General features: G+C 69.6%; 21 protein-coding genes. 16 read left to right on the forward strand and 5 right to left on the reverse strand.

All coding sequences use genetic code 11. The annotated features are described in order from the left end of the window. Positions 1–6 precede the first annotated feature (6 nt). From IEZ21_RS36150 to IEZ21_RS36185, 8 genes are all read left to right on the forward strand, one after another. Positions 7–852, forward strand: coding sequence for a fumarylacetoacetate hydrolase family protein (locus IEZ21_RS36150; protein WP_189326047.1), 846 nt, complete (start codon positions 7–9; stop codon positions 850–852). A 50-nt stretch (positions 853–902) separates the two neighbouring features. Continuing rightward, positions 903–1,505: a TetR/AcrR family transcriptional regulator gene (locus IEZ21_RS36155; RefSeq protein WP_189326048.1), complete on the forward strand. Its 603-nt coding sequence runs from the start codon at positions 903–905 to the stop codon at positions 1,503–1,505. Positions 1,506–1,736: 231 nt separating this feature from the next. After that, a complete protein-coding gene (locus IEZ21_RS36160) occupies positions 1,737–2,933 on the forward strand; it encodes a cytochrome P450 (protein WP_189326049.1) in 1,197 nt (398 codons plus the stop codon). 34 nt (positions 2,934–2,967) lie between these two features. Further along, the gene (locus IEZ21_RS36165; RefSeq protein WP_189326050.1) at positions 2,968–3,180 is read left to right on the forward strand and encodes a ferredoxin; all 213 of its coding nucleotides are present in this window, start codon (positions 2,968–2,970) and stop codon (positions 3,178–3,180) included. A 318-nt stretch (positions 3,181–3,498) separates the two neighbouring features. Continuing rightward, on the forward strand, positions 3,499–4,956 hold the full coding sequence (locus tag IEZ21_RS36170; protein WP_189326051.1) for an APC family permease: 1,458 nt from the start codon (positions 3,499–3,501) through the stop codon (positions 4,954–4,956). Between the two features lie 108 nt (positions 4,957–5,064). Further along, positions 5,065–6,555, forward strand: coding sequence for an aldehyde dehydrogenase (locus tag IEZ21_RS36175; protein WP_189326052.1), 1,491 nt, complete (start codon positions 5,065–5,067; stop codon positions 6,553–6,555). Further along, the gene (locus IEZ21_RS36180; protein WP_246568491.1) at positions 6,552–7,274 is read left to right on the forward strand and encodes a gamma-glutamyl-gamma-aminobutyrate hydrolase family protein; all 723 of its coding nucleotides are present in this window, start codon (positions 6,552–6,554) and stop codon (positions 7,272–7,274) included. Before IEZ21_RS36175 ends, IEZ21_RS36180 begins: the two co-directional genes overlap by 4 nt. A 7-nt stretch (positions 7,275–7,281) precedes the next feature. Beyond that, a complete protein-coding gene (locus IEZ21_RS36185) occupies positions 7,282–8,187 on the forward strand; it encodes a tetratricopeptide repeat protein (RefSeq protein WP_189326053.1) in 906 nt (301 codons plus the stop codon). A gap of 73 nt (positions 8,188–8,260) precedes the next feature. Here the strand turns inward: IEZ21_RS36185 and IEZ21_RS36190 are convergent, their stop codons facing one another. The 3 genes from IEZ21_RS36190 to IEZ21_RS36200 are packed head-to-tail and all read right to left on the reverse strand — an operon-like array spanning position 8,261 to position 11,121. Continuing rightward, positions 8,261–9,109, reverse strand: a complete 849-nt coding sequence (locus IEZ21_RS36190) for a bifunctional methylenetetrahydrofolate dehydrogenase/methenyltetrahydrofolate cyclohydrolase (RefSeq protein WP_189326054.1) — start codon at positions 9,107–9,109, stop codon at positions 8,261–8,263. Positions 9,110–9,135: 26 nt separating this feature from the next. Then, on the reverse strand, positions 9,136–9,981 hold the full coding sequence (purU, locus tag IEZ21_RS36195) for a formyltetrahydrofolate deformylase (RefSeq protein WP_189326055.1): 846 nt from the start codon (positions 9,979–9,981) through the stop codon (positions 9,136–9,138). 18 nt (positions 9,982–9,999) lie between these two features. Next, entirely contained in the window at positions 10,000–11,121 is a 1,122-nt protein-coding gene (locus IEZ21_RS36200) for an aminomethyl transferase family protein (RefSeq protein WP_189326056.1), read from the reverse strand. Between the two features lie 109 nt (positions 11,122–11,230). Here IEZ21_RS36200 and IEZ21_RS36205 point away from each other — a divergent pair, with 109 nt between their 5' ends. The 3 genes from IEZ21_RS36205 (at position 11,231) to IEZ21_RS48520 (ending at position 12,428) form a co-directional block, all read left to right on the forward strand. Then, a complete protein-coding gene (locus IEZ21_RS36205) occupies positions 11,231–11,914 on the forward strand; it encodes a TetR/AcrR family transcriptional regulator (RefSeq protein ID WP_189326057.1) in 684 nt (227 codons plus the stop codon). A gap of 94 nt (positions 11,915–12,008) precedes the next feature. Next, a complete protein-coding gene (locus IEZ21_RS36210) occupies positions 12,009–12,278 on the forward strand; it encodes a nitrogen regulation protein NR(II) (protein ID WP_189326058.1) in 270 nt (89 codons plus the stop codon). Between the two features lie 15 nt (positions 12,279–12,293). After that, the gene (locus IEZ21_RS48520; protein ID WP_281399648.1) at positions 12,294–12,428 is read left to right on the forward strand and encodes a hypothetical protein; all 135 of its coding nucleotides are present in this window, start codon (positions 12,294–12,296) and stop codon (positions 12,426–12,428) included. A 223-nt stretch (positions 12,429–12,651) separates the two neighbouring features. On the opposite strand, the gene IEZ21_RS36215 is transcribed toward IEZ21_RS48520, so the two are convergent. Beyond that, entirely contained in the window at positions 12,652–13,821 is a 1,170-nt protein-coding gene (locus IEZ21_RS36215) for a substrate-binding domain-containing protein (RefSeq protein ID WP_189326059.1), read from the reverse strand. A 323-nt stretch (positions 13,822–14,144) separates the two neighbouring features. Between IEZ21_RS36215 and IEZ21_RS36220 the strand changes: the two genes are divergently transcribed. From IEZ21_RS36220 to IEZ21_RS36240, 5 genes are read left to right on the forward strand one after another with little or no spacing between them, the layout of a single operon-like run. Beyond that, positions 14,145–15,554, forward strand: a complete 1,410-nt coding sequence (locus IEZ21_RS36220) for an amidase (protein WP_189326060.1) — start codon at positions 14,145–14,147, stop codon at positions 15,552–15,554. A 20-nt stretch (positions 15,555–15,574) separates the two neighbouring features. Next, complete coding sequence (locus IEZ21_RS36225) at positions 15,575–17,119, forward strand: sugar ABC transporter ATP-binding protein (protein WP_189326061.1); 1,545 nt, start codon at positions 15,575–15,577, stop codon at positions 17,117–17,119. Next, positions 17,103–18,146, forward strand: a complete 1,044-nt coding sequence (locus tag IEZ21_RS36230) for an ABC transporter permease (protein WP_189326062.1) — start codon at positions 17,103–17,105, stop codon at positions 18,144–18,146. Before IEZ21_RS36225 ends, IEZ21_RS36230 begins: the two co-directional genes overlap by 17 nt. Positions 18,147–18,184: 38 nt before the next feature. Continuing rightward, positions 18,185–19,105 carry a helix-turn-helix domain-containing protein gene (locus IEZ21_RS36235; protein ID WP_189326063.1) on the forward strand — a complete coding sequence of 307 codons (921 nt, stop codon included), beginning with the start codon at positions 18,185–18,187 and terminating at the stop codon, positions 19,103–19,105. Positions 19,106–19,111: 6 nt separating this feature from the next. After that, positions 19,112–19,729: a gamma-glutamyl-gamma-aminobutyrate hydrolase family protein gene (locus IEZ21_RS36240; protein WP_246568493.1), complete on the forward strand. Its 618-nt coding sequence runs from the start codon at positions 19,112–19,114 to the stop codon at positions 19,727–19,729. A gap of 19 nt (positions 19,730–19,748) precedes the next feature. On the opposite strand, the gene IEZ21_RS36245 is transcribed toward IEZ21_RS36240, so the two are convergent. Beyond that, positions 19,749–20,321 carry a MarR family winged helix-turn-helix transcriptional regulator gene (locus tag IEZ21_RS36245; RefSeq protein ID WP_189326064.1) on the reverse strand — a complete coding sequence of 191 codons (573 nt, stop codon included), beginning with the start codon at positions 20,319–20,321 and terminating at the stop codon, positions 19,749–19,751. Positions 20,322–20,390 lie beyond the last annotated feature (69 nt).

Genomic DNA, 20,390 nt, shown 5'->3' on the forward strand with positions numbered 1-20,390 from the left:
ACCCCCATGCCCGAATTCCGCCGCATCCTGCTCGACGGCGCCGCCGTCGAGGCCACCGTCGACGGGGACGAACTCGTCGCCGGCGACGGCCGCCGCGTCAAGACCGAGGAGGCGCATCACCTGCCCCCGGTCGTCCCGTCCAAGGTGATCGCGGTCCACCTCAACCACCGCAGCCGCGTCGACGAGTTCCAGATCCAACTCCCCGACACACCCACCTACTTCCACAAGCCGACCTCGTCGCTGAACTCCCACCGGGGCGCCGTCGTCCGCCCCGAGGGCTGCAAGTGGCTCAACTACGAGGGCGAGGTCGCCATCGTCATCGGGAAGACCGCACGCAACATCTCGCAGGCCGAGGCGGGCGAGTACATCGCGGGCTACACCGTCGCCAACGACTACGGTCTGCACGACTTCCGCGACACCGACGCCGGCTCCATGCTCCGGGTGAAGGGCTCCGACACCCTCTGCCCGCTCGGCCCGGGGCTCGTCACCGACTGGGACTTCCACGGCAAGAGCCTGCGCACGTACGTCAACGGCCAAGTGGTCCAGGACGGTTCGACCGACGAGATGAAGTGGGACATGCACTACCTCGTCGCCGACATCGCCCGCACGATCACCTTGTACCCCGGTGACGTGCTGCTGTCGGGCACCCCGGCCAACTCTCGTCCCGTACATCCCGGCGACGTCGTCGAGGTCGCGGTCGAGGGCCTGGGCCGCCTCACCAACCACGTCGTCACCGGCCCCACCCCCATCCGCACCGATGCCGGCGCCCAGCCCACCGAATCGGAGGAGGTGCTGTCCACGGCGCTCGGCGGCGACTGGGAGTTCCGCGGCATCCGTCCGCCCCGGCGGTGACTCCTGTGCGGGGGGCCTGCCGGTTCCGGCGTACGAGTAGGGTCGCGCTCATGAGCGATTCCTCCGAGAAGCCCTCCGCCAAGCCCCGCAAGCGCGTGGATTACGGGACCGGCCGCGAGGCCCTGCTCAACGCGGCCGTACGTGTGGTGGCCCGGGGCGGGCTGCGCAAGCTCACCTATCGCTCTGTCGCGGAGGAGGCGGGCGTCACGCACGGGCTCGTGGTGCACCACTTCGGTTCACGTGACGCGCTGGTCGAGGCAGCCCTCGAACACGCGGTGCGCACGAGCGCGAGTACGAGTTCCCTGGAACCCGGCACGGGCGACATCGCTGACTTCGCGGCGGGACTGGCGGACATGGTCACCCGCGAGCCGGCCATGCAGACGTTCCAGTACGAGCTCATGCTCGAGTCCCGGCGCAGGCCCGAGCTGCTGCCGCAGATCCGCGCGCTGTACGACGAGTACTTCGAGGCCACGGAGAGGGAGCTGTCCCGCAGCCTGCCCGAAGGCACCAGCCCTGCCCTGACCCGGCTCGTCTTCGCCGCTCTGGAGGGTCTCGTACTGCACCAGCTGGTCCTCGACGAGCCGGACGTCACAGAGGCCGCGCTGAAGGAGCTGCGGTCACTGCTGACGCGGCAGCGTGGCGGCGCAGAGTAGTCGCTCATGCGGTAATCCCTGCCATAACAGCAGGTCAGGACAGGTCCCCGTCGCCCGGCGACGGGGACTCGTCTGTTTCCGGCGGCGTAAAGAGTCGATTACGTGCGCGCGAAGTATTGACGAAACTATCCGAGTGGATAATTCTCGCGGTGTAGGGCCATTGGTCGCCTTCCCCTCTTCTACTCCCCAGCTCCCCCTCCGCCTCGCGCCCGATACGAGGAGTGCCACGACATGACCGTCGCCACCGCCGGACCCGCATCCGCCACCGAGGATCTGCTGCCCTTCCGCGACCCCGGCTTCCGCGCGGACCCGTACCCGTACTACGCGCGGCTGCGGCAGGAGCACCCTGTCTACAGGCATCCGGTCGGTCTGTACGTCGTCTCCCGCTACGAGGACGTCGCCCGGCTGATCCGCAACCCCACCCTGAGCGTGCAGCAACTCGACTTCGGGCCAGCCACCCCGATCCACCACACCATGCTCGGCAAGGACGCCCCCGACCACACGCGGCTGCGGCGGATCACCAACCGCTGGTTCACGCCCAAGGCCGTCGAAGAATGGTCCAAGGTGACGCGTGCCTCCGTGGAGGCCGTGCTCGACGAGGTCGAGAAGGGCGACGGCACCCTGGACGCCGCCGACGGCCTCTCCCTGAAGTGCACCTTCGACACCACCTGTCACATCTTCGGCATCGAGCCGACCGAGATGGACGCCATCCAGCGCAAGACCTACGAGATCGGGCTGAGCCTCGGCCCCGGCGGCAACGACGAGGAGGCCCGCGCCACCACGGAGGCGTTCGCCTGGTTCGCCGAGCACATCCGCCGGCTCGTGGCCGACAAGCGCGCCCACCTCGGCGAGGGTCTGATCGACGCCTTCATCGCCGCGCAGGACGAGGGCAGGATGACCGAGGAAGAAGTCGTCTACACGATCTTCCTGTTCTTCGCCGTGGGCCACCTCGACGTCAAGCACCTGATCAACCACGGCATCTGGCTGATGACGCAGAAGCCCGAGCTGTTCGCGGCCTACCGGGACGAGCCGGAGGCACGGCCGGGCATCATCAACGAGATCCTGCGGATCGAAACGCCCGAGTCGATGGTGGTGCGCCTGACCACGCAGGACACGGTCATCGGCGACGTCACCGTAGCGGCCGGAGAGGCGCTGGCCCTGCTCATCGCCTCCGCCAACCGTGACCCCGAGGTGTTCGCCGACCCCGACACCTTCGACCACACCCGCCCGGTCGCCGCCGGCCAGCACCTGGCCTTCGGCTCTGGCATGCACGGCTGCGCCGGCCAGGTCCTGGCCCGGGCCGAGGCGGACATCGTCTTCAGCGCGATCGTCAACCGGTTCTCCGGTGTGGAGCCGGTCGGCGAGCCCACCTATGCGCACACCGAGTTCCTGCGCACCATCACCCACCTCCCCGTCCGTTTCCTGTGATTCCCCTGATCCGTTTCGAGAGCCAGGAGCCGTCATGAAGGTCGAAGTCGACCTCAAGAAGTGCCAGGACCACGGCCAGTGCGTGTACGCGGCCCCCGACCTGTTCGCGCTGGACGACGAGGGGCGCCTGTCCGTGCGATCGCGGGCGACCGACGTGTACGTGGCCGACGTGGACGAGGAGAACGCCGAGGAGCTGTACGAGGCCGCCGAGGTCTGCCCGCTCCAGGCCATCACGGTGCACGAATAGCCGGGGACGCGGCATGTTTCGGGTCGTGTCCTACCCGACCGCGCGGCTGCTGCGCCGCGTACTTCCCCGGGACCAACGTCCTGGTACCCCTGGACAGCACCGCCGACCCCACGTCGAAGTCGGTCGTCATACGACTCGTACGTCGGATCGCGGCCGACCGGCCCGTCGCCTGAGTCACGGTCCTGTAAAGACCTCCGCGGCCGCAAAAGGATCCCCCGCAGCCCCTTGCCAAACGGATAGTTCCCGCCCACCATGAGGCAACTCGTTTGGCCTAAAACGAAATCTCCGTCCCTCCCCGTTCCCCGGCAGGTGATTCGAGTGGACAGTCAGACCGCGGTCGCCACGCAGACCGCTCATGACGCATCCATGGCAGGCAGACTCAAGCCCAACTCTCTCGGTGTCCTCGGCATCCTCTTCTTCGTTCTCTCCGCCCAGGCACCGCTGACCGGCATCGCCGGGGCCGTGCCCATCGCCATCGCCATCGGCAACGGCGCCGGCGCCCCGGCCGCCTATCTCGCAGCGGGCGTCGTCGTCCTGCTGTTCTCCGTGGGCTTCGTCGCCATGGGCCGCCACGTCGTGGACGCCGGCGCCTTCTACACCTACATCGGCAAGGGCCTCGGTCGCGCGACCGGCTCCGGCAGCGCCGCCGTCGCGCTCTTCTCCTACTGTGCCGTGCAAGCCTGTATGTACGGACTGTACGGAAGCATCATGAGCGGCCTTGTCGAGTACCACACCGGTGCCCAGGTGGCGTGGTGGGTCTGGGCCCTGGTCACCATGGCGATCGTGCAGGTTCTCGGCGCCTCGGGCATCGAGATGGGCGCCAAGATCCTCGCCGTTTTCGTGCTGGCCGAGTTCAGCATCCTGATCGTCTTCGCCCTCGTGACCCTCTTCAAGGGCGGCGGACCCGAGGGGCTCGGCCTCACGGACAGCTTCTCGCCGTCCGCCGCGTTCCAGGGCGCCCCCGGCGTGGCGCTGATGTTCGCCGTGGCGTCGATGTTCGGCTTCGAGTCCACCGCCATCTACGGCGAGGAGGCTCGTGAACCCCGCAAGACTGTTCCCCGGGCCACTTACCTGTCCGTCGCGGTGGTCACCGGCTTCTTCGCGTTCACCTCATGGATGCTGGTCTCCGCGCACGGCGCGTCCCAGGCCACGGCCGAGGCGGGCAAGGCCCTGGAGAGCGGCGACGCCACGGCCTTCGTCTTCACGCCGATCGCCGCCCAGTTCGGCGGCTGGGTCAACGACGTGCTGCCGATCCTGCTGGCCACTTCCCTCTTCGCCGGCCTCCTGGCCTTCCACAACTCCGCCAACCGCTACCTGTTCTCTCTCGGCCGCGAAGGGCTCCTGCCGCGTGGACTGACCGCCATCAACCGGCGTCACTCGCCCTGGGTGGCGGGCACCGTGCAGACCGTGATCGCGGTGCTGCTGGTGGTGCCGTTCGCGGTCCTGGGCAAGGATCCGGTGCTGACCCTCTTCTCCTGGTTCAGCGGGGTCGCCGTCCTGGGCATCATGCTGCTGTACTTCCTGACCTCGGTCTCGGTCGTCGTGTTCTTCCGCCGCTCGGGCGCCGACACCCGCCCCTGGAACACCCTGATCGCCCCAGTGCTGGGCGCACTCGGCATCGCCGGTGCCATCTGGCTCATCGTCGCCAACTTCACGACGCTCATCGGCGGCGACCGGACCACGGCCCTATGGCTCCAGGCCACCGTTCCGGTGGTGATGATCCTCGGCGTCATCGCCGCCCGGCTGACGCGGTCCCGGGCAGAGACCACCGACTGACACCGCGTCCCTCGCTGATACGGCCGGAGCCTGCGCCCCGGTCGTATCGGGCCTTTTGACGAACCGAGTGAGTCGTTTGTCATCGAATGAAATGGAGATGGAGAGCGCGTGCTGAACGCCACCCATGAGGAACTGCTGCGCCGCGCCAAGGGACTCGACCTGCCCACACAGCACCACATCGACGGCAAGGACGAAGCCGGTCACGGTGGATCGTTCGCCGTGATTTCCCCTCGCGACGGCCAGACCCTGGTCCAGGTCGCCGACGCGCGGGAGGCGGAGATCGATCTCGCCGTGGCGGCGGCGCGCCGCGCCTTCGACACAGGGCCGTGGCCGCACCTGGCGCCCGCCGAGCGTGGTCGGGTCCTGTTGCGAATCGCCGAGCTGCTGGAGGAGCGGCGCGAGGAGCTGGCGCTGACCGTGAGCCTGGAGATGGGCAAACCGATCACGGACGCGTACGCCATCGAGCTGCGCGCCGCGATCAACACCTTCCGCTGGTACGGGCAGCTCGCCGACAAACTCACCGACGAGTCTCCCCATACCGCATCGGACTCACTGGCCTTGGTCACCCGGGAGCCGACAGGCGTCGTCGGCGCCGTCGTGCCGTGGAACTTCCCGCTCACGTTGGCGAGTTGGAAGGTCGCTCCCGCGCTCGCCGCCGGCTGCACGGTCGTCCTGAAGCCGTCGGAGTCCTCTCCGCTGTCCGCCCTCCTGCTCGGCCGCGTCGCCACCGACGCCGGACTGCCGCCGGGCGTCCTCAACGTTGTCACCGGTGACGGGCCGGTGGCAGGGCGGGCGCTCGGCCTCCACCCCGACGTCGATGTCCTGGCCTTCACCGGCTCCACCGTCGTCGGCCGCCACTTCCTGCGCTACGCCGCCGACTCCAATCTCAAGCGCGTCTGGCTCGAACTCGGCGGCAAGTCACCGAACATCGTGCTGCCCGACGCCCCGGACCTGGAGAAGGCGGCGGCGACCGCAGCCTGGGGCATCTTCTTCAACCAGGGTGAGATGTGCACGGCCCCCTCCCGGCTGCTGGTCCACTCGTCCATCGCCGAACAGGTCACGGAGACCGTCGTGGCGCGGGCGCGCGAGCTGCGGGTGGGCGACCCGCTCGATCCGGCCACCGAGATGGGCGCACTGGTCGGCGACAGCCACCTCGGCAGGGTCCTGGAACATGTCGCCTCCGGCCTGGACGAGGGCGCCAGGCTGCGGGTGGGAGGGGGCCGGGCCCTGGCCGAGACCGGCGGCAGCTACCTGCGGCCCACCGTGTTCGACCGGGTCGACCCCGGCATGCGGCTGGCCCGCGAGGAGATCTTCGGCCCCGTCCTGTCCGTCCTTGCCTTCGACGACCTCGACGAGGCGGTAAGGCTGGCCAACGCCACCGAGTACGGCCTCGCCGCGGGGCTGTGGACGTCCGACCTGTCCACCGCTCACAAGGTCTCGCGCGCACTGAAGGCCGGCACGGTCTGGGTCAACTGCTACGAGGAGGGCGACCTGACCGTCCCCTTCGGCGGTATGAAGCAGTCAGGCAACGGCCGGGACAAGTCCGTCCACGCCATCGAGAAGTACACCGAACTGAAGACCACCTGGATCCAGTTGTGACCCGTACGCACACGCGACCCCTGATCGCGATTCCGGCCCGGTTCGCCGCCACCACGTCCGCGCTCCGCTACGCCGCCGAGGTGAACGCCCGCGCGCTGGTCGAGGCCGTGTGGCGGGCCGGGGGTGAGCCGGTGAGCATCCACCCCGCCGACCCGGCCGGAGCCGACGTGGCCGAGCGGCTCGCCCGCTTCGACGGCGTGTTGCTCCCGGGCGGCGGAGACCTGGCCCCGCACCGCTACGGAGCCACCGACAGCCATGACAGCGTCTATGACGTCGACGACCTCCAGGACGTGTTCGACCTCGAAGTCGCCTGCCAGACACTGGACTTGGGACTGCCCCTGCTGGCGATCTGCCGTGGGCTGCAGGTGGTGAACGTCGCCCTCGGCGGCAGCCTGGAACAGGACATGGGCGGCGTGGACCGCGAACACCGGCACATCGTGCATCCGGTCGCGATCCAGCGCGGCACCCTGCTCGAACAGGCCACCGGCGCCGAGAAGGCGGAGGCTTCCTGCTACCACCACCAGCGCGTCGACCGCATCGGTGTCGGGCTCAAGGTCACCGCGCGGGCCGCCGACGGCACGGTGGAGGGGCTCGAACTGCCCGGAACCCCGGGGTGGTTCACGGCGGTGCAGTGGCACCCCGAGGACACCGCGGACCAGGACCGGGCCCAGCTGGGCCTGTTCGACGCGCTGGTCCAGGCCGCCCACAACAGACGCTGACACAGGCATGGCTCTCTTCGGCCGCAAGCAGAAGGCTCCCCGCCTCGCTCCCGAACTCGACGACGTTCCGCTGGGCCGGGTGCTGAGGGGCATCGCCGCCGCCCGGGGACCAGGACCGCAGGACCTCGCCATCGCCCAGGTGGAGCGGCTCCTGCGGGACACCGGCGACGACTGGGACCGCCGCTGCCACCGTATAAGCGTCCTCGCGCAGGCCGTGCCCGCGCTGGCCCGGGGCTGGCGCGAGCGCCGACCCCGCGACCCGGACGCCCTGGTGCTGGCCACCTGGTCCGAACTGGCCACCGATCCGCGGAGTGCCCTGGCGATCTGCCGCGTCGCCGCCGAGGTCCGCCCGACTGATCCGACCCCGTGGGTGGGTGCGCTGGCGGCGCTGCGGATTCTGGGGCGGCCTAGCTCTGAACTTTCTCCCGTCTGGCTGGAGATACGCGCGCGTGATCCATGGCACCGGGAGGCGCACCTGCAGATCCTGGGCCACCTCTCCCCGGAGGAGCAGGGCAGCCAGGCCGTGCTACGGGACTTTCTCGATGATGCCCACGCGGTCATGCCGTGGGACGCACCGACGGCATGCCTGCCACTGGCGGCGGCTGTGCGGCAGTACCACCGCGAAAGGAGCAGGGGAGGAATCCAGGCGCTGGGAGTGAGCCGGTACTGGTCGCAGCCGCACACCGCACGGCTGCTGGACCAGGGCACGGCCCACTGGCTGCAACCGGGGCACCTGCGTCACGCGGCCGCCGTCGCGGACCTGGGAATGCTCGCCTACGCCTTGATCCGGGCGGGCCGCAGCGGCGATGCCCGGCAGGTCTTCTCCGCCATCGGCGGGCTGGTGACGCCTTGGCCGTGGAGCTACGAGGGGGACCCGGTGGAGTGCTACACCGGCTACTCCGGCCGCGTGTAGGCGTGCGGCTCTCCCTCCACACGCATCGCGCGGGGGCTGGCCTTGCGGTCGGGCCCCACGCCGTACACCGGCGTCAGTCGCGCTCCGCCGCCTCGACGATGTTGGTCAGCAGCATGGCGCGGGTCATCGGTCCGACCCCGCCGACCGGCGGTGTGAGGGAGCCGGCGACCTGGTCGACGTCCGGGTGGACGTCCCCGAGGATGCCCTCGACGGTACGGGTGACGCCCACGGACAGGACGGTGGCGCCCGGCTTGATCCAGTCGGGCGTGACCAGGTGGGCCACGCCGGCCGCGGCCACGACCACGTCGGCGACGCGAGCGTGGGCCGCGGTGTCCTGCGTGGCCTCGTGGCACAGGGTCACCGTGGCGTGCTCGGTGCTGCGGGTCAGCATCAGGCCGAGCGGGCGGCCCACGGTGAGCCCGCAGCCGATGACGCAGAACTGCTGTCCGGTGATGGGCACGCGGTTGCGCCGAAGAAGGTCGATGATGCCGCGCGGGGTGCAGGGCAGCGGCCCCGGCATGCCCAGCACGAGTCGGCCCAGGTTGGCGGGGTGCAGCCCGTCGGCGTCCTTGGCAGGGTCGATGAGCTCCAGCACGGCGTGGGTGTCGATGTGGGCCGGCAGCGGCAGCTGGACGATGAAACCGGTGCAGGCCGGGTCGGCGTTGAGCCGGAGCACGGACGCCTCCACATCGGCCTGGGTCGCCGTGTCGGGCAGCTCCACCCGGATCGACGCGATGCCGACCTGGGCGCAGTCGCGGTGCTTGCCGCCGACGTAGGAGCGGCTGGCCGGATCGTCGCCGACCAGGATGGTGGCAAGGCCGGGGGCGACACCCCGGCTCTTCAGCACCTGCACTCGCTCGGCGAGTTCACGTCTCGTCTCGGCTGCCGCGGCCTTCCCGTCGAGCAGCGTCGCGGTGGTCATGTCACACAAGCCTCTCGGTGCGGCTGTCAGGAGAAGACGACGGTGCGGGAGCCGGTGAGGACGACGCGGTCCTCCGCGTGCAGCCGGACCGCCCGTGCCAGCACGACCCGCTCGACGTCCCGGCCGATCGCGACCAGTTCGGGCGCGGTGTGGCGATGACCGACGCGGACGACGTCCTGCTCGATGATCGGGCCCTCGTCCAGGTCGGCGGTGACGAAGTGGGCGGTGGCGCCGATGAGTTTGACGCCCCGCTCGTGGGCCTGGTGGTAGGGCTTGGCGCCCTTGAAGCCCGGCAGGAACGAGTGGTGGATGTTGATGATCCGGCCGGACATCCTGCCGCACAGGTCGTCGGAGAGGACCTGCATGTAGCGGGCGAGCACCACGAAGTCGACCTGGTGCTTAGCCATCAGCCGCAGCAGCTCGGCCTCCGCCTCGGGCTTGGTGTCGCGGGTGACGGGGACGTGGACGAAGGGGATGCCGTACCGCTTCGCGACAGGCGCCAGTTCGGGGTGGTTGGAGACGATCAGCGGGATGTCGAGGGGCAGTTCGCCCAGGTCCCAGCGGTAGAGCAGGTCGACGAGGCAGTGGTCGAACTTCGACACCATCAGCAGCACCCGGCGGCGCTGCTCCTCGGGCCGGACGGTCAGAACCGGGTCGAAGCGGGCCAGCCGCAGCGCGAGTTCGTCCCGCAGGTTCTCGGTGTCGGCCTCGGGCGTCTCCAGGCACACACGGATGGTGAAGATGCCGGTGCCGGGATCGGAGAACTGGGCGCTCTCCAGGATGTTGCCCTTGGCCTCCGCGACGCCCGCGGCGAGCGCGTGGACGATGCCCGGCTGGTCGGGGCAGCGGAGCGTGAGAATGCAGCGTTGCACGTCGGGATCTCCGTCGGCTCAGGCCCGCACGCGGGCGCGCTCGGGGTCGTACACGGGTGTGGGCCGGACCGTGGCGTCGGCCTTGGAGCCGTCGGCGGCGACGGCGGTCAGCGCGGTGCCGGACCTCACGGCATCGCGGTGGACCCGAGCCAGACCGAGGGTGGCGCCGTCGAGGACGGGGGAGGGCAGCGCCATCGTCACGTAGCCGATGTCACGGCCGCCCAGCTCCAGCCGGGCGCCCTCGGCGGCCTCCGGCGCGGTGTCCACGACGACGCTGACGACGCGGCCGGTCACGCTGTCCTTCTTGGCCAGCAGCGCGTCCCGCCCCTGGAAGGGGCCCTTGTCGAAGTCCAGCGCCCAGCCCATCCGGCACTCGAACGGGGTGACGGTGCGGTCGTACTCCAGCTCCCCCATGATCATTCCGGCCTCGGTGCGGCAGGTCAGCAGGGCGATCGCGCCGAAGGCCCTGATCCCCAGGTCCGCACCCGCCTCGAAGACCGCGTCCCACAGCGCGAGGGCCTGCTCCCGCGGGACCTGGATCTCGTAGCCGAGCTCGGCGGTGAAACCGAGCCGGCTCACCTGTGCGGGGATGCCCGCGATGAGGGCGTCGCGCAGGAAGGTGTAGTAGGGGAACGCGGTGTTGGACACGTCGACGTGGGTGAGGCGCTGGAGGACGTCGCGGCTGCGCGGGCCCTGCAGGGTCAGGACGGCGGACTCGTCGCGGCGTTCGGTGACCGTGGTCCCGGCGGGCGCGTGAGCGGCCAGCGACTGCCGGGTGGCGGGGTTGCCGCCGGTGACGACGACGTGGTCGGGCGCGAGGACGGCCACGGTCACGTCGTCCAGCATCATCCCGTCGGCGTCGACCACGACCCCGTAGGCGATGCGTCCGGCACCCAGCCCCTTGACGCTGCGCGAGAAGACGGCGTCGACGGTTGCGACCGCCTCCTCACCTTGGACATGCCACTTGTAGAGCATCGAGTACTCGGAGGCCCCGACGGCGGTGCGGATCGCTTCGTACTCCTCGGCCGGATCACCGATGGCCAGCGGTACGGCGTTGCCGTAGATGTCGATCCACTCCCCGACCCGGTCCGCGTAGCGGGGAGCGAACGGGGTGGTGCTCAGTCCTTCGGGGATGGCCATGAGGGCTCCAGTGGCTAGAGGGCGTGCGCTGCAGCGAGAATCTATCCATCTGGATAACTTGTCAATAGGATAGATTGAGTTCGGGGGACGGCAGACAAAGGAGGGGCGAGTGACCGCCGCGGCAGAGACGGACGGTGAGGCCGGCGAGGACGCACGGCCCAGCTACGGCGAAGGACGGGGGGCGCTCCTGGAAGCGGCCGTCAGGGTGGTGGCCCGGGGCGGCCTGCGGAAGTTGACCTACCGTGCCGTTGCCGCCGAAGCCGGCGTCACGCACGGACTGGTCGCCCACCACTTCGGTTCGCGCGACGTCCTCCTCGAAGAGGCGCTGCGGTGGTGCGTCACACGCAGCATCGAGACGTCCTCGCTGGTGCCCGCCAGCGGAAGGCTGGAGGACTTCGCCGCGACCCTGGCCGACTTCATCGCGGCCGACCCCGACGTCCAGGCGTTCCAGTACGAGCTGAAGCTCGAATCGAGCAGGCGGCCGGAGCTGCGGCGCCATGTAGACGCGCTCTACGACGCGTACCGCGACGCCGTCCGCGAGGCCTTGGCCTGCTTCGACGTGTCGCAGGAGATGGCGGAGATCGTCTTCGCGGCCCTGGAGGGCCTGGTATTCCACCAGGTCACGTCCGGCGCACCGGGCCGCACCGAGGCGAGTGTCGACGCCTTGCGTCGGCTCCTCGCAGCCCATCGCGCGCAGGCGTCACCGGGGACGTCCGACGGTACATCGAATGAGCCGAAGCTCTCCTGCGCCAACCTCAGAAGCGGCGATGACGAGCATTTTCAAAGGGCATGACCAGGGAGCCCGGCCGCACGGCACGCCTTCCTCGGGCATGCCGTGCGGCCGGCGACGCGACCGCGGTGCTGGACCAGCACCTGCGGTTCACCGGGTGAGCCGGGAAGCCGAGGAGCTGTTCGGTCTGGGGTCCAAGGAAGTCCTCGGCCGGTCCGCCGACGCCGTGCTGGCCGATGCCGAGACGGGTGCCGGCGTCTCAGCCGCCTGGGGCGGTGGCCCGGCATGGTCCGCTCGGCCCTCGGCCGGCCGCCGTGGTGACGGCCGCCCGGTGCCCGTGTCCTTGTCTCTCACCCAGCTCGCCCTCGGGGTGGGTGCGACCGGGTGGCTGCTGGTGGCCATGGATTCGGAGCCGGCGCACCGGTAGGCCCTCGGCCGGGCCATGCTTGACGGACTCGACCGGGAAGCGCCCGTCCAGCTGGTGGTCTACGACACGGACGCCCGGGTGCGCTGGATCAACGCCGCGATCGAGAAGCAGTTCGGACCCCCCTTGAAGAGGCTGCCGGACGGTTCGTGAAGGACATCTTGCCGGAGGGCGAGGTTCTGACGGAGGTCGACGGGACGGCCGCAGGTGTCGAGGAGATCATCCAGCGCGTGGTCCGCACCGGCGCACCCGTGGTCGACGTGCGTTACCGGAGAAGGTGTTCGGCTCGGTGGAAATCGCGTTCGCTGTCGCTTTTGAGTCTGCGGGCCGGTGGCCGGATCCGTTGCCATGCGGTGACCTTTCACCAGTGTGGCGTTCAGGACTTCCAAAGCGCCCGGAACTCGGCTCGGTAGTCGGTCGGGCCCTCGTACCGTTCGCCAGCCTTCGGCAGATTGTCGTCACGAGTGACGACCTGCCAGCCCAGACCGGACGGCGCCGGGGCAGCGCCCGCGAAGACCCGGTTGAGTGCGTCGGCCGCCGCATACGCCTGGTGGCCGAGTGAGGATCCGACGCACATCTGGACGCCCTTGCCCTCGCGCACATAGCCCAGGCTGTCCAGCGAACATTCACCGCCGGCGACCGACAGATCCGGTCGGTTCGCCGACACCAGTGCGGCCTGGATACCGCCCGTCGCCATGAAGTCGACGTCCACCGCAACCGCGTTGACCTGCGGCAGTTTGGTCAGGGCGGTTTCGAACTTCTGCCGGATCTGCGGAACGTCCTGTGGTGTGATGTCGACCGTGCCTGCAACGGTACATCCGGAGCAGGTGGCGATCTCCTTCTCGAAACCTTCCGCGAGGTACTCGCCGAAGGCGACCCCGCGGAACGCCACGTGCAGGACCTTCGCCTTGCCCTTCGACTTGGCGATCAACCAGTCCGCGCGCAGTTTCCCCTGCTGGCGGAAGAACTCGGCGTTGGACGGCACGGACGAGGCGAAGGTCGCACCGGCATCGAACATGGCCTTCCCGCCCCCCAGTTTGGGGTCGTCGCAGTCGAACGCCGTCAGCCCGACGATCTTGATTTTCGCCTGCTTCGCCTCGCCCAGAGCAGCCTTCACCGGGGCGCAGTCGACCGATTCCAGGACGATTCCATCGGCCTTGGCGGCGACTGCCTGCCGCACGCAGCCGGCCCAGGCGCCGTTGGCGTTGTTGCGTCCGTCGCAGACGGACGTTTTCCACCCCAGCGTCTTTCCTGCCTTCCGTACCTGCTCGGTGAGATGGGCGAGGCCGGGCACCTGCTCGAACGCAGAGATGACCCACACCTTCTTTCCGGCCGATGCGGGTGGTCCGGATGTGGGAGCGGGGCCCCCGATCCCCTTGACGGCTGCTTCGACAGCGGTCGTGGCAGCGGAGACCGCTTCGGCTGAATTCCCGCCGGGCTTACCGGCCGCCGCGCCCGTATTTGTTGAGCAGCCTGTGAGAGCCAGCATCCCTGCCAAGGCGCCTGCCGAAGCGGTGCGGGGGATGGGGATCGAATAGCGTTTCATGGCCGATCGTCCTTGTCTGGGGTCGGTGGGTTTGCCGCCGGACCGGAGGCACCCTCAGGTCGCCCGTGAATGAAGGCCCTGGTCCAGCCCGCGCCCCAGACCTCTGGGCTCGGGGCGGGTGCGTTTCGACAGTGTGGGGTGGTCCCCTGCCCCGCGGTTGATCCGGAGGGCGAAGTCATTGACCGCGGTGGTACTCCTGACCCACGACCCGCCCTCCGAAGGCTTGTGCCGTGACAGTCAACAACCTCGCCCTGCCGGTCAATGCGATCGGCGGGCTCGTCGTCAGACTCTGTCGCCATACGACACACGGGAGGTTTTGACCGATGAACCCGTTCGACTCAGCAGTGAGTCTGGCTCAGGCCGTCCGGTCCAAGCAGGTCAGTCCGGTGGAGATCGCGCAGGAGTACTTGCGTCGGATCGACCGGTACGACCCGGAGATCAACGCGTTCGTCTGGCGCAACGACGAAGAGGTGCTCCAAGCGGCGAAGGACGCCGAGGACGCCGTCATGTCGGACGGGAAGCTGCCTGCTTTCCACGGGGTGCCGATCCCCGTGAAGGACTTCAACTCTGTTGCCGGACAGCCGAACACCTACGGATCCGTGGGGGTCTCCGACGCCCCGCGCACAGAGACCGATCTGAGCATCGAGCGCCTGCAGCAGTCCGGTTTCCTGCTGATGGGACGGACCAACGCACCCGAGATGGGGCCGATGTCGGTCACCGAGAACCAGCGCTACGGCATCACACGCAACCCGTGGGACCTCAGGCTGAGCCCGGGAGGATCGAGCGGCGGCGGCGCCGCCGCCGTCGCGGGCGGGTTGGCGCCGGTGGCACAGGCCTCGGACGGCGGCGGATCGATCCGTATGCCGTCCTCGGCGTGCGGGCTGGTGGGCCTAAAACCGAGCCGGGGACGGGTCCCGATGCGTGTGCCCGCCTGGGAGCATTCCGCGACCGACGGTGCGGTCACCCGCCATGTCGAGGACGCCGCCGCACTGCTGGACGTGATGTCAGTACCTGATCTGCTGGGGTGGTACCACGCGCCGGTGCCGGAGCGGCCGTTCGCCGAGGAGGTCGGCCGGGAGACCGGACGGCTGCGGGTCGGCCTGCTGGTGTCGGCGCCCACCGGGGTACCCGTGGACGACGAGTGCGTCGCCGCGGCCAAGGCGCTCGCGCACGTCCTGGAGGGTCTCGGCCACGACGTCTCGCCGGTTGAGCCCAGGTTCTTCTCCCTGGACGCGGCGCGGGCCTTCGTCGACCTGGTCGTGCCGGCCGCACTCCACCTGACCCCGTACGACGATCCCGATCTGGCCGAGCCGTACCTGCAGGTGCTGCGGGCACAGGCATTGTCCCGCAACAGTGCCGAGTACGCCCAGGGTGTCGCGCTGCTGCACCTGGAGTCCCGCGAGATCATCGCTCAGTGGGGACGCGACTTCGACGTCCTGCTCACTCCCACCATGGCCTGCACGCCGCCGCCGGCGGGCACTGTCGTCCAGGACAAGAACGCCGACCCCACCGGCTTCCGGATGACGGAGACCCAGATGATCTCCTTCACGTTCTTCGCCAACTTGACCGGGCTGCCGGCGATCAGCCTGCCCGTGCACCGGACCGCCGCGGGTGTCCCGGTCGGTGCCCAACTGGTTGGTGCCCCCTTCGACGAAGCGTGCCTGATCCGCCTGGCCAGTGCCGTCGAGTCGGTCTTCGGATGGACCACGACGCTTCCCGACGCGTTCCGCTGAGCCGGCCAGAGGTTGCGACCATGGATGAACCAGCCATCGAACTGTCCGGCATCAGCAAATCGTTCACCGGTGTGCCCGTGCTCAGAGACGTCTCGTTCCGTGTCCGTGCGGGATCCCTCCATGCCCTGCTGGGTGGCAACGGGTCGGGCAAGTCCACCACCTTGAAGATCCTCGCCGGGATCCACCGCGCCGAGCACGGGGGCGTCATCCGAGTGCACGGCACGCGCCATGACACCCGGGACTACTCTCCGGCGACGGCACGCGCGGCAGGTCTGCGATTCGTGCACCAGGAACTGGGGCTGGTCCCCGACCTCACCGTCAGTGAGAACTTCGCCCTGGACGGGGGGTTTCCCCGGCGGTACGGCCCCGCCATCGGATGGCGTGCGCTGCATCGCGGCACCCAGGAGCAGCTCGACCGGGCGCAGGTCCGGGTCGACGCCCGCACACCGGTGCGGGAGCTCCGGCCGAGCGACCGCACCCTGGTGGCGATCGCGAGGGCCCTGCGCGACAGCGATCGCGGTCGGCACATCACCCTCGTGCTCGACGAACCCACCGCGAGCCTGCCGCAGCACGAGGTCGACGTGCTGCTGGGGGCGTTGCGCGAGTGCCGGGACCGAGGCCAGACGATCATCTACGTGAGCCACCGGCTTGGCGAGGTACTCGAGATCGCCGACCGGATCAGCGTGCTCCGCGACGGCGAGGTGGCCGTCGACATCCCTGCGTCCGGTGCGAGCCGGGAGAGCTTGATCGAGGCGATGACCGGTGCCTCCGTCGAGCCTCCGGCGCGGCGGGCACCGGGAGAGGGGGACCCGGTGGGCCCGGCTCTCCTGCGGGTCCAAGGGCTCAGCGCGGGCGCGCTGAGATGTGCGGACCTCGACCTGGCGGCAGGGGAGGTGGTCGGTCTCGCCGGTCTCGTCGGCTCGGGACGTACCTCGCTGTTGCGGGCGCTGTTCGGGGACCTGCTGGTGCGTGCCGGCACCGTCATACTCGACGGACAGGCGGTCACCGTCCGCAACCCCGCCGAAGCGATCGAGCTGGGCATCGCCCTGGTGCCCGAGGACCGCGCCGGTGACGCCGCGTTCCTTGACCGTCCTCTGTGGGAGAACGTGTCCGCGGCCAGTGCCGGGGACTACTGGTCCGGCTGGCGGATGGACCGCAGGCGGGAGCGGAGCGACGCGCTCGCGCTGCTGGACCGCTACGACGTACGCGCTGCGTCGGCCGACGCGCCGTTCGCCTCGGTCTCGGGCGGCAACCAGCAGAAGGCGGTGCTCGCCCGCTGGTTCCACCGCGCGCCCCGGGTGCTGCTGCTCGACGAGCCGACGCAGGGGGTCGATGCCGCAGCCCGGGCCGACATCCACCGGTTCGTGCGCGCGCAGGTTTCGGGCGGCAGCGCCGCGCTCGTGGCGAGCTCGGACGCGGAGGAACTCGCCGAGCTGTGCGACCGCGTCGTCGTCCTGCGCGAGGGGCGAAGCTCGGCGGTGCTGTCCGGACCCCAACTCACTGAAGCTCGCATCTCCCAGTTGGCACAAGAGGATCGGAGTGACCTCGATGTCCCTGAACAGTAAGTCGTCCGTCGGCGTCGAGTCGCCCGTACGAGAACCCGAACCGGACGAGAGCCAGCGGGTGGAACGGGCGGGCCCACGGCGGCACACCTTCCAGCGCTATGCCCTAGTCATGGTCCTGGTCTTGATGATCATCACGTTTGCCGTGCTTCCCGAATCGGGATCGGCCTTCCGTAGTCCGGAGAACGTCCGGGCCATGCTGGCGAACCAGGCCGTCGGACTCACCGTGGCGATCGCCCTGCTGTTCCCGATGGCCGCCGGGTACTTCGACTTCTCTGTCGGCGCTGTGACCGCGACCTGCTCGGTCGTAGCGGCGGCGTTGCTGTCCCAGGCGGGTCTCCCGCTGCCCCTGGCCGTGCTGGTGGCGATCATCGTCGGTGCCACGGCAGGTCTGATCCTCGGTGTCCTCATCGCCGTGCTGGACATGAACGCGTTCATCGCCACGCTCGGGACCGCCACCCTTCTCGGCGGTCTGATCTTCGCCTACACCGGAGGGCTGCAGATCACGTCCGGGATACCCTCCTCACTCACTGACCTCGGGTCGCTGTCGGTGCTCGGGGTTCCCCGGATCGCCGTGCTGGCGGCGTTGATCGCTGCGGCCTCCTGGTTCGTGATGGGCCATACCCCCTTCGGCAGACAGCTGTTCGCCATCGGCTCCAACGCACGGGCAGCCGCTCTGGTCGGTGTGCGGGTGACCCGGGTGCGCCTGCTGTCATTCGTCGTGTCCGGCACCGTGGCCGGGATCGCCGGTGTGCTGCTGCTGGCCCGCCAGGGCGCGGCGACCTCCGACAACGGCATGACCATGCTCTTCCCGGCGCTCACCGCCGTGCTGCTGAGCACTATCACGCTGGAGCTCGGACGCCCGTCGGTGGCCGGAACCGTCGTCGCCATCTTTCTGGTGGCGGTGAGCGTCAGCGGCCTCACTCTTCTCGGGGCACCCGCATGGGTGGGGCCGGTGTTCGACGGGGCAGCGCTGCTGGTCGCCGTGGCTTTCACTCGCCTGGCAGCGGGACGTAGCAACCGGAGCTGAGGTCCACTATTCTCCCGGGCCCAGGAGGCTGATGAGTGATGAGCCAGACGGTACAGGAGCGCATCCTCTACGGGGCCACGCAGGACGCACTCCGCCCGGTCGATTCGGAACCCACGACCATCCTCCGGTCCCGGAGCGTGGTCCGCGGTCCCAACACCTTCGCCCTGGGCACGCTGAGATGCAGCATCTTCTCCTGTGACGACGGGGCCGAGGCGGAGTCCTACTGCTTGTCGCAGTCGGCGGGCATCGCGCTGGGCCTGGCGTTGGAAGGGGAACTGACCGTCACGCAGGCAGGGAGGTCGGTCACCCTCCATCCAGGACAGTTCACGTTCTACGCGGGCGCCCAGCCGTTCGCCGTCCTCGCTCCCGCCGCGCACGTGTATCTCGTCGTCACCATCCCGCTGTTCACCATCGGCCTGCGACTCGTCGATCTGTCGGGAATGCTCGCCGCCGGCATTCCCGGCCTGCTCACCAGCTCCAGTCTCCTCTCGGACACGCTCACGACCTTGGCGACTCGACAGTCCGAGTTGTCGCCCCGGGCCCGGCAGCAGTGCGGCAACGCCGTGGTGGCACTGATCCAGGGAGTGATCTCGGACCACCAGGCGGACGAGGAGCCGACGCGGATGCTCAGCCTGTTCAATCTGCTGGCACAGTCCGTGGAGCAGCACCTGACCGACGAGGTCCTGGACGCCGAGCGCCTGGCGGCCGCGCACCACCTCTCGGCACGGTACGTGCGTCAGATCTTCGCCGCGCGTCAGTCCACGGTCTCCCGGTACGTGCGTGAGCGCCGACTCGAACACGCACGCGCCGACCTCGTGCACCCGGGCCTGGCCACCCACAGCGTCGCAGCCATCGGCCGCCACTGGGGGTTCCACGACGCCTCCGTGTTCTCCCGGGCCTTCAAGGCCCAGTACGGCCAACCCCCACAGTCGTACCGGCGCATGAACTCCAGGCTCTGACCTCGCTTGCGACCCGGCACTTGCCCTGCGAAGACCGCCAGCGGTCCGCCCCGTCCGCGCTGGTCTCGCAGGTGGGGTCATAGGCATGACCGATTCCGCGGACGCCTCCCGGTCAAGGAAGTCGGCGGCGGCGACCTCGCCCCGCACCGGTACGGCGCCACCGACACGCACGACAGCGTCTACGACGTCGACGACCTCCAGGACACCTTCGACCTCCAAGTCGCCTGGCGGGCGCTGGAGTCGGGCCTGCCCCTGCTGGCGGTCTGCCGAGGTATGCAGGTCGTCAACGTCGCCCTGGGCGGCACGCTGGAACAGGACATGGGCGGTCCGCAGCGCGAACACCGGCACCTCGTTCATCCGGTGGCGATCCGGCGCGGCACGCTGCTGGAACAGGCCACCGGAGCGGAGAAGGTCGAAGCCTCCTGCTACCACCACCAGCGAGTGGACCGACTCGGTGGGGGCCTGGAGGTCACCGCACGGGCAGCCGACGGCACACCGGAAGGCCTCGAACTCCCCGAAGCGCGCGGTTGGTTCACCGCCGTCCAGTGGCACCCCGAGGACACCGCGCACGAGGACGCCGCCCAGCATGGTCTCTTCGCGGCGCTCGTGCGGGCGGCCCGCTGAAGCTCACAGCGAAGGGCTCTCAGCCCTTCGGGCGCCGCCCGCTGCGGCGAGGAGCGGGCTCGGCCCCGTTCAGCAGCGACTGACGGCGCTCCTCGCCGTTCTCCTCGACCTGCAGCACAACGCGCCGCAGGCCCTTGGCCAGATTCCGGCACTCCTCGTCCGTCAACTGCCCGGTGACGAACGCCTCCTCCTCGTTGAACTGCGGGAACAGCCGCCGCATCAGCCGCTCACCCTCGTCGGTGAGGCTGAGCAGGACCAGCCTGCCGTCCGACGGGTGCCCGGCCCTGCTGAGCAGCCCGCGCGATTCCAGCGTGCGCGACACGCCGGTGAGCGTCCCCTTGGAGATGCCGGCCTCCTCGGCCACGTGCCGGGTCTCCGACTCGCCCCACACCCACACGACCCACAGGACCACGAAAGCCGTCCAGGTCAGATCGGAGCCTCGCAGCACCGAGTTCTCCAGGTGCTGGCGGACCGCCGAGGCTGCCCGGTAGATGTTGGCCACGGCCGCCATCTGGTCCCGGCGTATCGGGATGCCGCCGAGTTTCGCCGCGGCGAGCTTCTCGGCTTCGGTGATGGATCGCTGGCCGGGCACGGGCGCTCCCTCGTTGTGCATTGACCGTTCGGCCTCAAATTGTACGAAGAGAGTGCCCGAGGGCGATGC

The organism is Streptomyces flaveus (genome assembly GCF_014647675.1).
Lineage (GTDB): Bacteria > Actinomycetota > Actinomycetes > Streptomycetales > Streptomycetaceae > Streptomyces > Streptomyces flaveus.